This is a genomic window from Telluria sp. LT2P80, from assembly GCF_059685955.1.
Genome location: NZ_JCASIO010000002.1, coordinates 111755 through 129126 on the forward strand (window position 1 = coordinate 111755; position 17372 = coordinate 129126).

13 protein-coding genes are annotated in these 17372 nt (G+C 65.6%); 11 read left to right on the forward strand and 2 right to left on the reverse strand.

Annotation, left to right across the window (positions count from 1 at the left end):
- The first annotated feature begins 89 nt into the window (after positions 1-89).
- The 5 genes from AC56LW_RS06890 to AC56LW_RS06910 all read left to right on the forward strand — a co-directional run bounded on the left by AC56LW_RS06890 (position 90) and on the right by AC56LW_RS06910 (position 7508).
- Positions 90-494 (forward strand): GntR family transcriptional regulator, encoded by a 405-nt coding sequence (locus AC56LW_RS06890; protein ID WP_332533034.1) that lies wholly within the window; start codon positions 90-92, stop codon positions 492-494.
- On the forward strand, positions 491-1351 hold the full coding sequence (locus tag AC56LW_RS06895) for an ABC transporter ATP-binding protein (RefSeq protein WP_499633082.1): 861 nt from the start codon (positions 491-493) through the stop codon (positions 1349-1351). Before AC56LW_RS06890 ends, AC56LW_RS06895 begins: the two co-directional genes overlap by 4 nt.
- Positions 1348-2742 carry a hypothetical protein gene (locus AC56LW_RS06900; RefSeq protein ID WP_499633084.1) on the forward strand — a complete coding sequence of 465 codons (1395 nt, stop codon included), beginning with the start codon at positions 1348-1350 and terminating at the stop codon, positions 2740-2742. Before AC56LW_RS06895 ends, AC56LW_RS06900 begins: the two co-directional genes overlap by 4 nt.
- Before the next feature lie 208 nt (positions 2743-2950).
- Complete coding sequence (locus AC56LW_RS06905) at positions 2951-4567, forward strand: methyl-accepting chemotaxis protein (protein WP_332533037.1); 1617 nt, start codon at positions 2951-2953, stop codon at positions 4565-4567.
- A 94-nt stretch (positions 4568-4661) separates the two neighbouring features.
- Positions 4662-7508, forward strand: coding sequence for a PAS domain-containing protein (locus AC56LW_RS06910; RefSeq protein WP_499633086.1), 2847 nt, complete (start codon positions 4662-4664; stop codon positions 7506-7508).
- 282 nt (positions 7509-7790) lie between these two features.
- Here the strand turns inward: AC56LW_RS06910 and ggt are convergent, their stop codons facing one another.
- Entirely contained in the window at positions 7791-9557 is a 1767-nt protein-coding gene (gene ggt, locus AC56LW_RS06915; protein ID WP_499633088.1) for a gamma-glutamyltransferase, read from the reverse strand.
- 2 nt (positions 9558-9559) lie between these two features.
- A complete protein-coding gene (locus AC56LW_RS06920) occupies positions 9560-9988 on the reverse strand; it encodes a hypothetical protein (RefSeq protein WP_499633090.1) in 429 nt (142 codons plus the stop codon).
- Positions 9989-10165: 177 nt separating this feature from the next.
- Here AC56LW_RS06920 and pstS point away from each other — a divergent pair, with 177 nt between their 5' ends.
- From pstS to AC56LW_RS06950, 6 genes are all read left to right on the forward strand, one after another.
- Positions 10166-11194 (forward strand): phosphate ABC transporter substrate-binding protein PstS, encoded by a 1029-nt coding sequence (gene pstS / locus AC56LW_RS06925; protein WP_499500982.1) that lies wholly within the window; start codon positions 10166-10168, stop codon positions 11192-11194.
- 90 nt (positions 11195-11284) lie between these two features.
- Positions 11285-11947, forward strand: coding sequence for a winged helix-turn-helix transcriptional regulator (locus AC56LW_RS06930; RefSeq protein WP_332533041.1), 663 nt, complete (start codon positions 11285-11287; stop codon positions 11945-11947).
- Between the two features lie 21 nt (positions 11948-11968).
- On the forward strand, positions 11969-14662 hold the full coding sequence (locus AC56LW_RS06935) for a bifunctional diguanylate cyclase/phosphodiesterase (RefSeq protein WP_499633093.1): 2694 nt from the start codon (positions 11969-11971) through the stop codon (positions 14660-14662).
- 110 nt (positions 14663-14772) lie between these two features.
- Positions 14773-15342: a hypothetical protein gene (locus tag AC56LW_RS06940; RefSeq protein ID WP_332533043.1), complete on the forward strand. Its 570-nt coding sequence runs from the start codon at positions 14773-14775 to the stop codon at positions 15340-15342.
- Between the two features lie 5 nt (positions 15343-15347).
- On the forward strand, positions 15348-16820 hold the full coding sequence (locus tag AC56LW_RS06945; protein WP_499633095.1) for a hypothetical protein: 1473 nt from the start codon (positions 15348-15350) through the stop codon (positions 16818-16820).
- A complete protein-coding gene (locus tag AC56LW_RS06950) occupies positions 16787-17314 on the forward strand; it encodes a hypothetical protein (RefSeq protein WP_499633097.1) in 528 nt (175 codons plus the stop codon). Before AC56LW_RS06945 ends, AC56LW_RS06950 begins: the two co-directional genes overlap by 34 nt.
- The last annotated feature ends 58 nt before the right edge of the window (positions 17315-17372 follow it).

Here is a 17372-nt window from a genome sequence, read left to right on the forward strand (position 1 = left end):
ATGTCACGATTGCAAAAATCTCGAAGCACCGCATTGACAAGGTCCATGAACGCGTCTACTGTATTAACCAACTAATACACTAATACGCAATGACCACTTCACTGTTTTCGATCATCCCCGGCTCTTCCGATCCGATCTACCGGCAACTGGTCGATCAGGTGCGGCGCCTGGTTGCCGGTGGCCAGCTGGCGCCCGGCGCGGCGTTGCCCTCGGTGCGTGACGTGGCCCAGCAGTTGACGGTCAATCCGATGACGGTCTCCAAGGCGTATGGCCTGCTCGAACTCGAAGGCGTGCTCGATCGCCGGCGCGGTGTCGGCATGGTCGTGGCCGATCGCGCAGCCGGTGCCGGCGCTGGCGCTGCTGTCGCTGCCGCCGATCGCGCCGCGCTGCTGCGGCCCACGCTGGAACGCGCCGCGCGTGAAGCGCGCGAACTCGAACTCGATCCGGCCACCGTGCTCGCTCTTTTCACACTCATCCTCAAGGAATCACCGTGACACCATCCCCGATCCAGATGTGCGGCGTGGCCAAGCATTTCGGCAGCAAGGCCATTCTCGATAACCTCGACTGGGAAGTGCGGCCCGGCCAGGTGGTCGGCCTGCTCGGGCGCAATGGCGCCGGCAAGTCGACGTTGATGGAATGCCTGCTGGGCCTGCGCGAGACCGATGGCGGCAGCGTCCTGCTGTTCGGCGAACCGCTGCATGCGTTGACGGACGCGACGCGCGCCCGCATCGGCTACGTGCCGCAGAAATCGGATCTGTTCGAGTGGATGACGGCGCTGCAGATGCTGGATTACTTCAAGGCCATGTACCCGCGCTGGAACGACGCGAAAGTCGCGTCGCTGCTCGAACGCTGGGGCTTCGATGGCCTCATGCGCAACAAGCCGATCCGCAGGCTCTCGGGCGGCGAGCAGCAGCGCCTGTCGATCATCCGCGCACTGGCGCATGATCCCGACCTGCTGGTGCTCGACGAGCCCGCATCGGCGCTCGACCCGGCGGGCCGGCGCAGCTTCTTGTCCGAACTGGTCGATGGCGTGATCGAGCAGGGCACCACGGTGGTGTTCTCGACCCATATCCTGACCGATCTCGAGCGGGTGGCGCCCGATGTGGCGTTTCTCAAGAATGGTCGCATCGCGCTGCAGGGCGAACTCGACACCCTGCTCGATGGCGCACGCCGTGTGATCGGCCCGGCCAGCATGCTGGGCGCTGCCTTGCCGGGCGAGCTGCGCCGCAGCCAGGCGGGCGACGGGTCCGTCTGCGTCATCGTGCAGGGTGGGGCGCCGCTGGCCGACACGCCAGGCGTGCGCGTCGAGCCGCTCGGTCTGGAAGACCTGTTCATCGAGGTCACGCGGTGAGCGCGCGTCTGCGACAGTACCGCATGCTGTGGCAAGCCGCGCATGCGCACATCCATCCCCGTGCGCAAACGGTTTTATGGTCAGCCATCGTCATCCTGACCGTGGCCGTGGCGGCGCTCATGGGGACGGTGTATGGCGTATTGGCCGGGCTCGGCTGGGCCTTGTGCACCCCGGCGGGTCTGCTGCTGTTTGACTGGACCTTTGCCTTTGTTCCAGGCGCGCTCGGCGTGAACACGCCCGTCAATGCCCAGCTGGTGCCGGCCATGCGTGCTCGTCTGGTCGAACTGGTGCTGCTGGTCTGGTTGGCCGCAGTCGGCCTGCTGGCCGCAGGGCTGCAGTTGATCCCGGAGGCGCCGTACCTGCTGCTGCCATTTGCCATGGCCGGCACACTGGGCGCGGTGATGCTGGTTGCCGGTATCGGCGCTGGTGTGGTCCTGGTGCTGCCATTCTTCTTTTCATTCCTGAGCGACGAATGGCAGGGATGGCTGCACGACGCTGCCTTGCAACCCGGCGTCGTGCCACTGCTGGTAGCGGCCATGATCCTGCTCGCCGCCCGGGTGGTGTGGGCCCTGTTTCCTCGTGGCGGCGAGCGCCATTGGGCCATGCGCGAGCATTTGGCCCTCTTGTCAGGCGGCAGTGGCAGCAGCGCCTTGTGGGAAGGCACGCGCCGGTACTCGGTGCGCCGTTTCCTTGAGCAACATGGGACAGGGCTGCGTACGCCGGGTGCGCTGGTGCTGCGTGCACTTGGCCCGAACCTGTTCTACCTGATGGCGTCGACAACCCTGGGTGTGGCATTCGCCTTCGCTGCCATCACCTGGCATTTGCGCGGCACGCCAATCGCTCACGAGACTGTGCCCACGATGCTGATGATCGGCGGCGCCATGCTGTGCTTTCTGTTTCCTGCTGCTGCCGTGCCATTTTTGCTGGCGCGCACCCGCGGTGAGCAGGCACTGGTACGGCTGGCGCCGGTGTCGCCCATCGATCCGGCCCGCTTCAACGCGCTGCTGGCCCGGGCCATGCTGCGTCAGGGTCTGGCGATCTGGGCCTGGTGCTCGGCGGTTTCGCTGTTGCTGGCCCTTGCCAGCGGCGCGGGCGGGATCGAACTGGTGTGGCAGGCGTGCCTGTGCTGCGTTACCTTGCCGGCACTGGCACTCATGCTGCGCGATCATGCGCGTGCGCCGCGCTGGGGGATGGTGTTCTACGGACTGGCAGCGTTGGGGCTCAGTTTTATCAGCCCGATCGTGGCCGTATTCGGCGCCAGGTGGCTGGGCTGGCCAGTCTGGTCCATCGCAACGCCCATTGCGCTTGTCCTGACCGCCATGCTCGTACAGCGGCGTTGGGGGCGGATGTGTGGCGCACCAATGGCATTTCCGGTCGGTCGCCTCGACTGACAATCGGGCATGCAGCGATTCGGCGTGGCCTTCTCGCCAAGCTTGCCAACAAGATTGATCAGCAGACCACCCTTTGTTGCCAAGTGACAACTGCTCATTGGTATATTGAACGCCAGACTCTATTTTTTGACGAGAAGTAGTCACTTCCGGGATATCGTCTTTCTGTTCCGGAATTTACTCCGCGCAAGAAAACTTACCCAGGGTCTCTATGCTTTCCAAATTAACATTGCGCTTTCGACTGATCGCCACCTTGGCGGTCCTCGGCCTTCTCATTGCTGCTATTGGTGTGCTTGGCATCTACGGCATGCGTTCGAATCATGCTGCGCTCGAACAGGTGTACAGCAATCAGCTCGCTTCGAGCATCGCGATCAACAATTCCAAGAATTTCCTGAACCGCGCCCGCTTCGGCCTGGACCGAGGCGTGTTCCATCCGGATGCGCCCGACGTCGCCAAGACGATCGCGCGCGCCAAAGGCTTCATTGACGACGCCAACAAATCGTGGCAAACCTATCTGAGCATGCCGCGCAATGGTGAAGAGGCGGAACTGGCCAAGACGCTGGAAACCGAACGCACACGCTACATCAACGACGGCATGCTGGCACTGGCCACCGCCCTCGAGCAGGGTAATAGCGAGCGCATTGAAGCGCTGTCGATGAAAGAGATGACGGCGCTGTACGGTGTCTTCGACAAGGCGTCGGTGGCGCTGGATGACTACCAGTTGACCACCGCCCGTCATGGCTTCGAGGCCAGCCTGGCGCTGTTTACCACGTTGATGTGGGCGGCGGGCCTGAGCGTGGTCTTCGGCCTCGTGCTGGCGGTCGTGTCTTCGGTGCTGCTGCTGCGCGCAATCATGCGCCCGCTCGAACAGGCGATCAGCCACTTTGATGCGATGGCCCACGGGGATTTGTCGACGACGGTCGTCATCGATCGCCAGGATGAAATGGGCGCGCTGCTCAGAGGCCTGGCGACGATGCAGGAGCAGTTGTCCGGCACCGTGCGCAGCGTGCGTGACAGCAGCATGTCGATCGCCACCGCCAGCGCTGAAATCGCAGCAGGCAATATGAACCTGTCAGGCCGCACCGAGCAGCAGGCCAGCAGCCTGGAAGAAACCGCATCCTCGCTCGAAGAACTGACCAGTACCGTGCAGCACAATGCCGACAACGTCCGCCAGGCCAATAATGTGGCGCGCTCGGCGTCCGAAGTGGCGATCCGTGGCGGCAAGCTGGTAGGGGACGTGGTCGAGACCATGAGCGCCATTAACGCGTCTTCGAAGCGCATTGTCGACATCATTTCCGTCATTGACGGCATTGCATTCCAGACCAATATCCTGGCGCTCAACGCGGCCGTCGAAGCAGCGCGCGCCGGTGAGCAGGGCCGCGGCTTTGCGGTCGTGGCCAGCGAAGTGCGCAATCTGGCGCAGCGTTCGGCGGCGGCAGCGAAAGAAATCAAGGAACTGATCGGCACGTCGGTGACCAATGTCGAGGCGGGTACGGTCCTGGTCGACAGCACCGGCACCACGATGAACGAGATCGTCGCGAGCGTGAAGCGGGTCTCGGACATCATGGCCGAGATTCTGGCTGCCGGCGAAGAGCAGACGTCGGGCATCGGCCAGATCAATGAAGCAGTCAGCCTGATGGACCAGGCGACCCAGCAGAACGCGGCCCTGGTCGAAGAAGCAGCGGCCGCCACCGGTGCGCTGCAAGAGCAGGCCCAGGCGCTGCAGCAGATGGTGAGCGTGTTCAAGGTCGACGCGCAGCCAGCCGGGCAACCGCACGGGCGCGCGCTCGGGAGCAAGGCGCAGCAGCGCATCGCCATCGCAGCCTAGCGCAAGCGGGCGCACGGCCCATGCCATAATGCCGGGATCATGAGCGTGCGCACCCCATTCCCGCTGACAGCCGGCCCCGCAGCCTGTCGATCCCATGCGTGATCCAAACGCCTTTCCCATCGACGGCGGGGCGCTCGGCGCCGCGATTCGCGAGCATGACTGGGCCGCCACCCCGCTGGGGCCAATCGCCGGCTGGCCGGCAACGCTGCGCACTGGCGTGAGCATCGTGCTCGGTTCGGCGTTCCCCAGTTTTCTGGTCTGGGGCGCCGGGCAAACCCTTCTGTACAACGATTCCTACGCCGAGATCCTGTGCGACAAGCACCCGCGCGCACTGGGCGGCAGCTTCCAGGCCGCCTGGCCCGAAATCTGGGACGTGCTCGCGCCGCTGGTCGACCGCACGCTTGTGGGTGGCGAGTCGTACAAGATGCACGACCTGCCGCTCGTCATGCAGCGCAATGGCTATGCCGAGCACACCTGGTTCACGTTTTCGTACGGCCCGGTACGCGGCGACGATGGCGAGATTCTCGGCCTGTTATGCACCTGCATCGAAACCACCGACACCATTCTCACGCGGCGCCGCCAGGTGGCCGATGAGGCCGTGCTGCGCGAGCACGAAAGCAATTCGCGCATCGATGCCGAGCGGGTGCAGCTGGCGCTGTCCGCCGGCGCCATCATCGGTACCTGGTTCTGGGATTTGCCGACCGACCGGTTCACGGTCGACGAAGCTTTCGCGCGCGCCTTCGGCCTCGACCCGGCGCTCGGGCGCGTCGGCCTGAGCCTGGCCCAGATCGTTGCCACGGTCCACCCCGACGACCAGGCCGGCCTGGCGCAGGCGATCAACACGGTCATCGCACGCGGCGGCCACTACGCCCACCAGTACCGCGTCAAGCGCACCGACGGGCGCTACTACTGGATCGAGGCCAACGGCCGGGTCGACCTGGCACCGGACGGCACCGGGCTGCTGTTCCCGGGCGTGCTGATCGACGTCGAGGGCCGGCGCGCGGTCGAGGCCGAACGCGACCAGGCAATCCTGAAGCTGCGCGCCCTCAACGAGCAGCTCGAGCAGAAAGTCATTGCGCAGGCGCTGGCGCGTGGCCGCACCTGGCAGGTCAGCCCCGATATCCTGGGCGTGCTCAATGCCGACGGCGTTGTCGAGACGTCGAACCCTGCCTGGCAAACCACGCTGGGCTGGACCGAGGAGGAAATCGCCAGCACGTACTTCATGGAGTTCGTCCATCCGGACGACCGGGCGCTGACCCATGCCGTGTGGCGTGATGCACTCGAGCGCAACATTCCGGCGCTGCGATTCGAAAACCGCCACCGCCACAAGGCCGGCGGCTGGCGCTGGCTATCGTGGGTGGCGGTCCCGGACGACGGCAAGGTGTATTGCTCGGCGCGTGACGTGACCCTTGAAAAAGAAGCCCAGGCCGAGCGCGACCGCATGTGGGACACGTCGCCCGACCTGTTGCTTACCATTGATGCCAATGGCGTGTTCCGGCGCGTCAATCCGGCGTGGACCCATTTGCTCGGTTACACGCCCGACGAGCTCGTGGGCCATCACGCCACCGAATTCGTCGTGGCCGAGGACCACGCCCCGACAGTCGATGCCAACATCGCCGCGGCCGAAGGCGGGCAGCCGCGCCTGGTCAACCGCTATCGCCACAAGGATGGCTCGATACGCTGGATTTCGTGGGTCGCAGCGCCGGCGGGCAGCGTGACGTATGCGACCGGCCGCGACATCACGGTCGAACGCGAGCGCCAGGCCGAGCTCGAGCGCGCTCAGGAGCAGTTGCGCCACTCGCAGAAAATGGAAGCGGTCGGCCAGCTCACCGGCGGCCTGGCGCATGACTTCAACAATCTTCTGGCGGGCATCGCGGGCAGCCTGGACCTGGTCAAGATCCGCATCGCGCAAGACCGCGTGGGCGATGTCGACCGCTACCTCGGCGTGGCGCAGGGCGCGACCCGGCGCGCCGCAGCGCTGACCCATCGCCTGCTGGCATTCTCGCGCCGCCAGACGCTCGCGCCCACGGCCATCTGCGTCAACGCCATGATCGATGGCATGCTCGACATGATCCGGCGCACGGTCGGCCCCGGCGTGCAGGTGGAGCCGCGCGCCGAGCGCGCGCTGTGGGCGGCGCTGGTGGACCAGTCGCAGCTAGAAAATGCGTTGCTGAACCTGTGCATCAACGCGCGCGACGCCATGCCGGCCGGCGGCACCATCACCATCGAAACAGCGAATCGCCAGATCGACCCCGTTGCCGCCCGCGCGCTCGAACTGCCACCTGGCGACTACCTGACGCTGTCGGTGTTCGACGCCGGCACCGGCATGGCGCCGGACGTGGTGGCCAAGGCGTTCGACCCGTTCTTCACGACCAAGCCGATCGGGCAGGGCACGGGGCTGGGCCTGTCGATGATCTACGGCTTCGCCAAGCAGTCCGGCGGCCAGGTGCACATCGATTCGGCGGTAGGGCGGGGCACCACGGTAGGCATCTACCTGCCGCGCCACCGTGGCCAGGCCGAGGGCGTCGATGCCGCGCCACCCGTGGCGCTGGCGTCGCCGGACGGTCGTGGCGAGACGATCCTGGTGGTCGACGACGAGCCGAGCGTGCGCATGCTGGTAGTCGATCTGCTCGACGACTTGGGGTATCACGTGCTGGACGCCGAAGATGGCGCCAGCGGCTTGAAGGTGCTGCAATCGGCCGCGCGCATCGATCTCTTGATCACCGATGTCGGCTTGCCCGGCATGATGAACGGGCGGCAGATGGCCGATGCCGCGCGCGTGGCGCGGCCCGAACTGAAAGTGCTGTTCATCACCGGCTACGCCGAAACCGCCTTGCTCGACAACGGGCAACTGGGTCCCGACATGGCGATACTGACCAAACCGTTTTCAATCGACACCATGGCGCAGCGGGTGCGGGACATGGTGGCACGGCACGGATGATGGCCTTCACCACAGCCGGCGCCGAACAACAGCCGGGGTCACAGCCGGGGTCAGGTCTGACATTCGGACACGGCCTCTACATTCGCACAGCCAGCACAGCCGGGGTCAGGTCTGACATTCGGACACGGCCTCTACATTAGTCCGCCACTTCCCTCGCGCCGCATGTCACGGCTGTCTTCCGCACCATGGTTACTGCTGTGATCGTGTCCAAATGTCAGACCTGACCCCGGCTTTTGCTGATGTGATCGTGTCCGAATGTCAGACCTGACCCCGGCTTTTGCCTTAGTGCCCGCGCTGCTGCACCAGCGCTGTGCCTGCGCCATGGCGCTTGCTTTCGCTGACTGCGGTCACGGTGCCATCGGCATTGAATACCAGCGCGTTGGCGGCGCCGATTTCTTCTGGGGGTGATTCCCAGCGCTGGCCGAAGCGCGCCAGCGCCGTGGCCTGCGCGCTGCCTCCAAAGCCTGGCTCGACCGATGTATCGGGCGCGTTGCGCTGGCTGATGCGCGGGGCATCCACCGCCTGGTGCATCGGCATGCCGAAGTCGACGTAGTTGACGATCGTTTGAAGGACGGTCGTGATGATCGTCGCGCCGCCCGGGCTGCCTACTGAAAACGCTGGCTTGCCATTTTTTAGCGCAATCGTTGGTGCCATGCTCGAACGAGGGCGCTTGCCGGCTTCGGGCACGTTGGGGTGCGGGCCGGCGAAGTCGAAGTCGGTCATCTCGTTATTGAGCAGGAAGCCATAGCCTGGAACGACGATGCCGCTGCCGCCCCACGATTCGATCGTGAACGTGTACGCAACCACGTTGCCTTCTTTGTCTGACACCGTCAGATGTGTCGTGTGCAGGCTTTCCGGCGGAGGGCGGATGCTGGCACGCACCGGTGGCAGCAGCGGAACGCTGGGATCGTTCTGGAATGCATACGGATTGCCGGCCGCCACCGTGCCTGGCGCAGCCTGTTGCAGCGAGATCAGTGCGCGGCGCGTGGCGGCGAAGTCCTTCGACAGGAAGCCCGCCAGCGGCGCATCGATGTATTCGGGATCGGCCAGATACGCGTTGCGGTCGGCGAACGCGAAGCGGCTCGCTTCGATATACAGGTGCTCGGCCTGCGCGCGCGGCAGGGCTTTCAGGTCGTAGCCTTCGAGGATGTTGAGGGCATGCGCGACCGTCGCGCCGCCACTGCTGGGCAGCGGCATGCCATACAGCTCGTAGCCCCGGTAGGTGCTGCGCAGGGCAGGGCGGATGCGGGCTTCGTAGTTGGCCAGGTCGGCCAGCGTCATCGTACCGGCGCGGACCTGCACACCCTTGGTCATCGGCGGGCGGTTGACGGTGTCGACGATCGCGCGCGCCATCGGGCCTTCATAGAATGCCTTGACGCCGCCCGAGGCGATGGCGCGGTAGGCCCGCGCCATATCGGGATTGCGCAGCAGTGTGCCGGTGGGGATGGCCTTGCCGTCGTGCAGGTACAGCGCGCTGGTCGGCGTGAACTGGCGAAACTTGGCCAGGTTCTGGTCGACCAGGCCATTGAACGTGGCGTTGACCCGGAAGCCCGTGTCGGCCACCGCGATGGCCGGCGCCAGCACCTGCGCGAAGCGCATGCTGCCATAGCGTTCGAGCGCCTCGTGCCAGCCGCGCACCGTGCCCGGCACGCCCACTGCCGCACCGCTGGCCACCGCCGTCTCGAAGTCGACCGGCTTGCCATCGCGCTCGAACAGCGTGGGGCCGGCCTTGGCTGGCGCCGTCTCGCGATGGTCAATCGTGATCACCCGTTTGTCCCTGGCCAGGTAGATGACCATGAAGCCGCCGCCGCCAATGCCGCAGCTGAACGGATCGGTCACGCCCAGCGTGGCGGCTGCGGCGACGGCCGCATCGACTGCATTGCCGCCGTTGTTCAGGATGGTCAACGCCGCTTGTGATGCCTGCGCGCTGATGGTGGCAACGGCGCCGCCGTGACCCGTCGCAACGGGCGCGCCGGTGGCGGGCGCCATGACGATCGACAGGACCAGGCCGCAGGCCAGTGCGGCGGTGACCGGCGAGCGGGCCGGCACGATTATGTACCGTACATATTGAGCACCACCGGATACGACGCCGGCCTCGCCTCGATCATGCCGCGCGCCGGCGGCTCGAACGACCGGTCGAGCTCGACGCGCGCGCCGCGCAGCGCCGGCGATGTGAAGCCCGGTTTGCCCGGCACCAGCCAGAACGCCTGCGCCACGTTCTGGATGCGCAGCGTGAAGCGGTAAGCGACATGCCCGGCCACGATGCAGCGGGCATTGTCCGGGCAACGGGTGTCGTCGGCGCCTTCGTAGGTCAGGCTCAGGCGCTGCTCGGGCGCCAGCAGCAGGCTCTGGCTCTCGCTGAGATTGTATTGCGCGTCCGGCAGGCGCTCGGGCGCGGCGCAGCCGGACAACAGGCCAGCGCCGAGGCAGACGGCAGCGGTGCAGAAGACGCGGGCCGGACGGAAGATCGAGGGGCGCATGGTGTCATCCAGTGTTTGGCAGGGAAAACCTATGATAGCAAAAGCGCAAGCGCAGCGGCGCGGCATGATGCGCCCGGGCGTCATGAACGCGGCGATTGTGAAGTCATAAACAGGTCATATTCGCAGGCTATTCTTTGTCCCGTAGTGCAAAACATATCCCTCAACTAAGGAATAACAATGTTCAAAAAGATCCTCGCCGGCGCCGCTGCCGCACTCGTGATGACGACCTCGTTTGCCGCCGACATGACCGGTGCAGGCGCTACCTTCCCGTACCCGATCTACGCCAAGTGGGCCGAGGGTTACAAGGCAGCGACCGGCAATGGCCTGAACTACCAGTCGGTGGGTTCGGGCGCCGGTATCAAGCAGATCAAGGCCAAGACCGTCGACTTCGGCGCGTCGGACATGCCACTCAAGGCAGATGAGCTGGACAAGGAAGGCCTGATGCAGTTCCCGGCCATCATGGGCGGCGTGGTTGCCGTGGTCAACGTCGAGGGCGTGACCCCAGGCCAGCTGAAGATGACCGGTCCGGTCCTGGCCGACATCTACATGGGCAAGATCACCAAGTGGAATGCTGCACCGATCGCCGCGCTGAACCCGGGCGTCAAGCTGCCGGATACCGACATCACCGTCGTGCACCGCGCCGACAGCTCGGGCACCTCGTTCCTGTGGACCGACTTCCTGGCGAAAACCAGCCCGGCCTGGAAAGAGAGCATCGGCTCGGGCACCACCGTGAAGTGGGCCGTGGGCGTGGGCGGCAAGGGCAACGAAGGCGTCGCCGCCAACGTGCAGCGTATCAAGGGTTCGATCGGCTACGTCGAGTGGGCTTACGCGAAAAAGAACAAGCTGTCGCATACCCAGCTGCGCAATAAAGAAGGCGTCGACCTGCAGCCAAGCGACGACGTGTTCAAGGCAGCTGCCGCGAACGCCGAGTGGAACAAGACCCCAGGCTTCGGCGTGGTCCTGACCGACGGCGCCGGCAAGCAGAGCTGGCCGATCACCGGCGTGTCGTACATCCTGATGCACAAGGCACAGGCTGACGCCGAAAAGGGCAAGGAAGTCGTCAAGTTCTTCGACTGGGCCTTCAAGAACGGTGCACCAGCAGCGGCTGAACTGGACTACGTCCCGATGCCAGCAAGCGTCGTCAAGCAAGTGCAGGATGCCTGGAAAGCCAACCTGAAAGACGCTTCAGGCAAAGCGATCATGTAATCAGGCAGGTGAAGTAACGATCCGGCAGCGCGACTGCCGGATTTTTTTATCAGCACATCCAACCTCGGCATCTCACAGACTGGGTATCCCATGACAATGGCGAACACGATCGTCCTGGTGATTGACGACAAGCCGGCCATCGCCGAACTGCTCAAATTTTCACTGCACGAGGACGAGTGGGTCTGGCACAACGTGCCGAGCCTGGCGCAAGCCTGGGACTTCATCGGGCGCGAACGGCCCGAACTCCTGCTGCAGGAATCGATGCTGCGCAACGAAGGCGGCATGCGCCTGCTGGCCCGCCTGCGCGGCGACCGGCGCCTGCGCGAACAACCTGTGATCCTGCTGGCAGCCGAATGTGCCGAAGGCGAGCGTCCGCTGGCGTTGCCGGCGCCGGTCGCGCATCCCGAATTCATCCCGCAGGCGCCGATCGGCGAGGCGCGCGAACTGTCGCCCGAATCGCGCGTGCTGCGCTCGGGCCGCCTGGTGCTCGATCCGCTCAGCTGCAGCGTCAAGGTCGGCAACAGCCGCGTCGAAGTACGCCACGCCGAATATCGCCTGCTGCGTTTTTTGCTGTGCCATCCGGGCCAGGTCTTCTCGCGCTCACAATTACTTGAACAGCTCTGGGACGCGCACCAGTCGCTCGACCAGCGCACCGTCGACGTCCACGTGCTGCGCCTGCGCAAGGCGCTGGGCCGCGCCAAATCGCTGATCAAGACCGTGCGTGGCGCCGGTTACATGCTGGCACCGACCTGACATGCAGCGTTCGCTGGCAGCATGAGCCACCACCCCCGTATTGCCCCTTCCGTCACGCCTCACCGCAGCAAGCGCTACCTGGTGCTTGCATGGCCGCTGCTTGCGCTGCTGGCCTGCATCGCGCTGTGGGGCGCGACCCTGGTACGGGTGGACGCCGAACAGGAGCGCGTTGCCGGCCAGATCCGCAAGGACGCTGCCGCCTACGCCGAAGCCTACGAGCAGTACATCACGCGCTCGGTTGCGCAGATGGACCAGATCACGATGCAGCTCAAGTTCAGCTGGGAGAACTCGCGCAAGCCGGAACTTTTGCCTGACATGCGGCGTGACGGCATGTTCACGGACAGCGCTTTCCACGTGGTCGCCGTGCTCGATCGCCGTGGCATCGTGCGTTCCAGCACGCGGCCTGGCCTGATTGGCACCGACCTGGCGGACGGTCCGTATTTTTCCCGCCACCGCGACAACAATTCGACGGCGCTGCGGCTGGGCACCACGCCGGTGCAGTTCGGCGCGGCCGACGACGTCGTGCTGTTTACGCGCCGTCTCGACGACCGCGAAGACGAGTTCGACGGCGTGATCATGATGGCGGTCGATGCGCGCTACTTCACGTCGTTCGTCAGCCCGGCCACGCTCGGCGCAGGCGGCATCGTGGCGCTGGCCGGCAGCGAAGGACGCCTGCGTGTCGAACAGCGCAGCGACGGCGCCGCGTTCTTCGACACGGCCACGCTGCCGCGCCGCGGCGCTGCCTGGTCGGGCGAACAGGGCGTGCGCGAGCTCGATGGGGCCAATGGCTTTGCCGACGGCCAGTCGCGCGTGCTGGGCTGGCGCCAGTCGCCGGTCTATCCGCTGGTCGCGCTGGTCGGCCTGCCTCGCGCCGATACGCTGGCCGCAACCAATACCTACTGGACCGACAGCCGCGACCGCGCCATCGCCGTCACGCTGTGCCTGATGCTGCTCGGTGCGGTCGGCGCCGTGCTGGCGCAGCGCGCGCTGCAGCGCGGCACAGAACAGGACGATGTGCGGCGCGCCTACCGCACCGCCACCGAAAGCGGCAACGATGGCTTCTACATGGCGGCGGCCGTGCGCGGGCGCGATGGGCAGATCGTCGACTTTCGCATCGTCGACTGCAACGAACGGGGTGCCTTCTTCTACGGCATGACCCGCGACGACCTGGTCGGCGCGAGCCTGACCGAGATCGACGCCGGCCTGTTCGGCGAAGACTTGCTGGCCACCTACCGCAAGGCGATGGAGGCGGGCTTCCATGAAGACGACCGCAGAATGCCGAGCGACAATCGCCTGAACATCAGCTGGGGCCGGCGTCGCCTGGTGCGGGTCGGTCACGGCCTGGCCGTCACGCTGCAGGACATCAGCGAGCGCAAGGCCCACGAGTCGCAGCTCGAGCGCCTGGCCAACGTGGACTCGCTGACCGGCCTGGCCACCCGGCATGCGTTTTTGGAACGCATGCCGGCGATGCTGGCGCAGGCGCACAACACCGACATGGGGGCGGCGCTGCTGTTCATCGACCTGGACGAATTCAAGCACATTAACGATTCGCACGGGCACGCCACCGGCGACGGCGTGCTCAAGTGTGCGGCCCAGCGCCTGCTGTCGCTGCTGCGCCCGTCAGACCAGGTGGCCCGCTTTGGCGGTGACGAATTTGTTGTCCTGCTCACGCCCTGCGATGGTGAGCGCCAGGCAGCGTCGGTCGCGGCGCGCATCGTCGATGCGTTCGGGGTGCCGTTCCTGCTGGGTGACGAACTGCACGCGGTGGGCGCATCGATCGGCATTAGCATGTACCCGCGCGACGGCGCCGATGCCGAGACGCTGGTGCGCCACAGCGATATCGCCATGTATGTCGGCAAGAACGACGGCAAGGGCCAGTACCGCTTCTTCGATCCGTCGCTGTCGACGACGCTCAATTCGCGCGCGCGCCTCAAGCAGCACATCCTCGAGGCGCTCGAGGGCGACCAGTTCGTGCTGCACTACCAGCCACGCGTCGATGCCCGCAGCGGCGAGTTGCTGAGCATGGAGGCGCTGGTGCGCTGGCACCATCCGATGCTGGGCATCGTGGCGCCGGGCGACTTCATTCCGCTGGCCGAATCGACCGGCCTGATCGTGCGCATCGGCGAAGTCGTGATCGACAAGGCGTGCGCGCAACTGGCCGCCTGGCGCGAGGCCGGCGTGGCGCTGGTGCCCGTGTCGATCAATGTCTCGCCCAAGCAGTTCCTGCGCGGCGGCGTGCAGCGGCAGTTGCGCGCGGCGATGGTGCGCCACTGCGTGCCGGCCAGCCTGATCGAGGTGGAAATCACCGAGTCGGCGATGATGGGCGACCAGGACGACATCCTGGCCGAACTGGCGGCGCTGCGTGCGCTGGGCGTGAAGCTGCACGTGGACGACTTTGGCACGGGCTACTCGTCGCTGTCGCAGTTGCAGCGCCTGAAGATGGACGTGCTGAAGGTCGACCGCGCGTTCACGAACGAGCTGGCCAGGTCGAAAGAGGGCAAGGTCTTCTTCCAGGCGATCGTCTCGATGGCGCACGCGCTGGGCATGTCGGTCGTGGCCGAGGGCGTGGAAACCGCTGAACAACTGGCGATCCTGCGCGGCCTGGAATGCAATGAAGTGCAGGGTTACTTCATCGCGCGCCCGATGCCGGCGCACGAGATGGCGGTGCTGATGACGCAGCGCTACCTGCTCGAGGTCACGGCGTCGGCGTCGTGAGCGGGGCCTGGCAGCGAAGTTCCGTGGTGACGATTGAGCGGCATTGGTCCGGCGATGCAAGGTGGGGCCTAGAGTAGCTGCACCGGACATGCCCGGTGTGAAAGGATCCCATGCCGAACCTTCAGGATGTCGCCGACCAGATCAACGCGCGACTCGACCAGATCTCGACCAACACCTCGGCCACGGCGGACAACACGGCCGATGTCCGCAACGAACTGGTGCAGACCAACAGCCGCCTGGCGCAGATCGACGCCACGCTGACGACGGGTTTCGCCAACCTGTCACAGGGGGTGTTTGCGCTGATTCAGGTGCAGATCATTGCCGCCGGCCTGCTCGACCATAACCGCAAGCAGAACGACACCATCATCTGCGAGCTGGCCAACAGCAATACGCTGCTGTGTAATATCCTGCGCAAGCTGGCGCTGCAACTACGCATTGACGAGGCATTGCAAGCATCACTGGCACGCATCGAAGGCATCAGCGAGCGCGTCCATGCGCTCGAAGCCGGTGATGTCGACCGCCATCGCGAACTCCTCGGGCAGGTGCAGGCCTGCTGCCCACCCGATCCCCCGCCGCAAGAGCCCTGTCCCGCCGTATGCCCGCCACCGGTGTACCGCGAGCGCCAGCCGACGGGCCAGGACTGGAAGCCTTTGCCACCGCCGCAACGGCCGATCGGATAGCCGCCATGGCCACGTTCATCCTGCAGGATGCGACCGGCATCGGGTCGGACGACCTCGATCCGGCACAAGGCTTCATCGACATGTCGATCATCGCCAACGATACGGGGCTGGGCATTGCCGATCCGGCCGCCGGCAAGCAGCGCATGACCTACACCCGCACCGGCAACGGCCCGCCCCGGCTGCGTCTCGACGCCATGATCAACACGGCGTTTTCGCCAAATTATGGCAGCGGTGCGAACAACGTCGACACGATCGTCGTCGCCGGCCTCAGGTCGCTGGTGCTCGGCGATGGCTCGTTGATGGCCAACAATGCCACCGTCCTGGCCCCCAGGTCGAGCGGCTTGCCCGGCGCCAGCCTCAATCCCACCGAGCAATGCCTCATCATCTACGATACAAAGCTGACCGTTTGCGTGGCCAGAGCCGGCTCGGGCGGCTCGCTCGATTTGCCGGTATCCCCGCCTGTCGCGCTGTACCACGAGTTTTCCCATGCCTTTCGCGTCGTTACCAACAGCCTGCTGGCCGTGACCGGCATCTGCGACCCGTCGTCGCCGGAAGAACGCGCCGCGATCATCGACGAGAACGATCTGCGCACCGATCTGGCCAGCCGGCAGGGCGCCAGCGCAACGCTGCGCGACCCCGGTAACCATTGCGGCAAAACTGATTCGGACTGCGAAAGCTGCTGCATCATTGCCACGCTCGTGTCCAGGTCGCCCGGGTCACGGCAAGTGCAGATGCTACGCTGCGCGCGTGACCATTTCGTGCGCGGCACCGACGTCGGTCATGCGTTCTTCGAGCAGTTCTTTCACGACTATTATGCGTTTTCACCGCAAGCCTGCACGCTCATGGCGGGCGACCAGTCGCTGCGACGTCAGCTGCTCGAAGGCTTCGTCGACCCCTTGCTCGACTTCTGGAACGTCATGGTCGAGCGGGGTCACCGCTTGATGAGCAGCACGCAACTGGGCGCCGCCTTCATCGCGCTGCACCCCGATCGTCTTCATGCCGAAGGTCGCCACGCCGCCTTGCTCCGTACCAGCGCCTATTGGGACAGCGGGGCAGGGCAGTCCACCGGCGCGCCAGCACAGTTGCTGGCATTGCTGCGCGACCGTGCCTGGCCCAGCCCCTACATGCAGTGGGCGCTCGTCGCGCCAGTCAGGCTGATGCACGCGCTGCTGACCCGGTATCTGGCCGGCGCCGACGCCCCGGCGATCGGCCGTGCCTTCACCGAGGCGCTCGACGCATGGGCGCCCGAGGTACCGATCAGCACCTTGTGGGCGGCGTTGCCGGCCGCGCAGGTGCGGCGCGAGCTGGGGTTTTGCGAACGGGCGCTGCTGCAGACGACAAAGAGCAAAACCCGCTTCCGGCAACGATTGGGCGAGCGTTTTCCCGATATCACGGCCGTGGCTCGCGTGCTGGGCCGAGTGCAGGCATTGGACGAGGGGGATACATGGCGAGCGACGACAGCAAACCCGACGACCTGACCGCAGCCATCCAGTCGGTGGCGCCGGTGGACACGCATCTTCAGGTCGTCGTGCGGTTGCAAAACAAGGCAGCACGGGCGCTGCATTATGTGGCCGAAGTGCGCGCGACGCGCTACGACCCGGCCACGCGCACCCTGACACTGGCCCTGTCCGACGAAGGCCGCGAAGTCATCCCGGGCCTGGCGGGCAAACTGCCCGTGTTCCGGCATATCGATTCGGGCAGTCAGGCCGAGATCCACCTGAGCGTGCCCGACAAGATCGTCAAGCTGTCGCGCGCTGTTGGGTCTGGCGGGTCTGGCGAGCTGGCGTTCGAGACGCAGCAACTGTCTGATGTCCGCGAAGTCGTGGTCGAAGTGGCGTGGGCCGATGTGCCGTACTACCAGGACACGCGCACCAGCGCGCAGCAAGATGCGCGTCTGCCTGCTGCACGCTGGGAGCAGCACAAGGCGCGCGCGACGAAGCGTCAGGACAAGAAGCGCACGCCCAGATCATGAGGCAGGGCGTGTACGGTGGCTGAGCATGCAGCGGAGCATGCCCAGGGAAGGGCAGGGA

Coding starts and splice junctions, on each gene's coding strand:
- AC56LW_RS06940 (WP_332533043.1), top strand. CDS start 14,773: ATGCCGAACCTTCAGGATGTCGCCGACCAGATCAACGCGCGACTCGAC.
- AC56LW_RS06950 (WP_499633097.1), top strand. CDS start 16,787: ATGGCGAGCGACGACAGCAAACCCGACGACCTGACCGCAGCCATCCAG.
- pstS (WP_499500982.1), top strand. CDS start 10,166: ATGTTCAAAAAGATCCTCGCCGGCGCCGCTGCCGCACTCGTGATGACG.
- AC56LW_RS06945 (WP_499633095.1), top strand. CDS start 15,348: ATGGCCACGTTCATCCTGCAGGATGCGACCGGCATCGGGTCGGACGAC.
- AC56LW_RS06920 (WP_499633090.1), bottom strand. CDS start 9,988: ATGCGCCCCTCGATCTTCCGTCCGGCCCGCGTCTTCTGCACCGCTGCC.
- AC56LW_RS06890 (WP_332533034.1), top strand. CDS start 90: ATGACCACTTCACTGTTTTCGATCATCCCCGGCTCTTCCGATCCGATC.
- AC56LW_RS06935 (WP_499633093.1), top strand. CDS start 11,969: ATGAGCCACCACCCCCGTATTGCCCCTTCCGTCACGCCTCACCGCAGC.
- AC56LW_RS06905 (WP_332533037.1), top strand. CDS start 2,951: ATGCTTTCCAAATTAACATTGCGCTTTCGACTGATCGCCACCTTGGCG.
- AC56LW_RS06930 (WP_332533041.1), top strand. CDS start 11,285: ATGACAATGGCGAACACGATCGTCCTGGTGATTGACGACAAGCCGGCC.
- AC56LW_RS06910 (WP_499633086.1), top strand. CDS start 4,662: ATGCGTGATCCAAACGCCTTTCCCATCGACGGCGGGGCGCTCGGCGCC.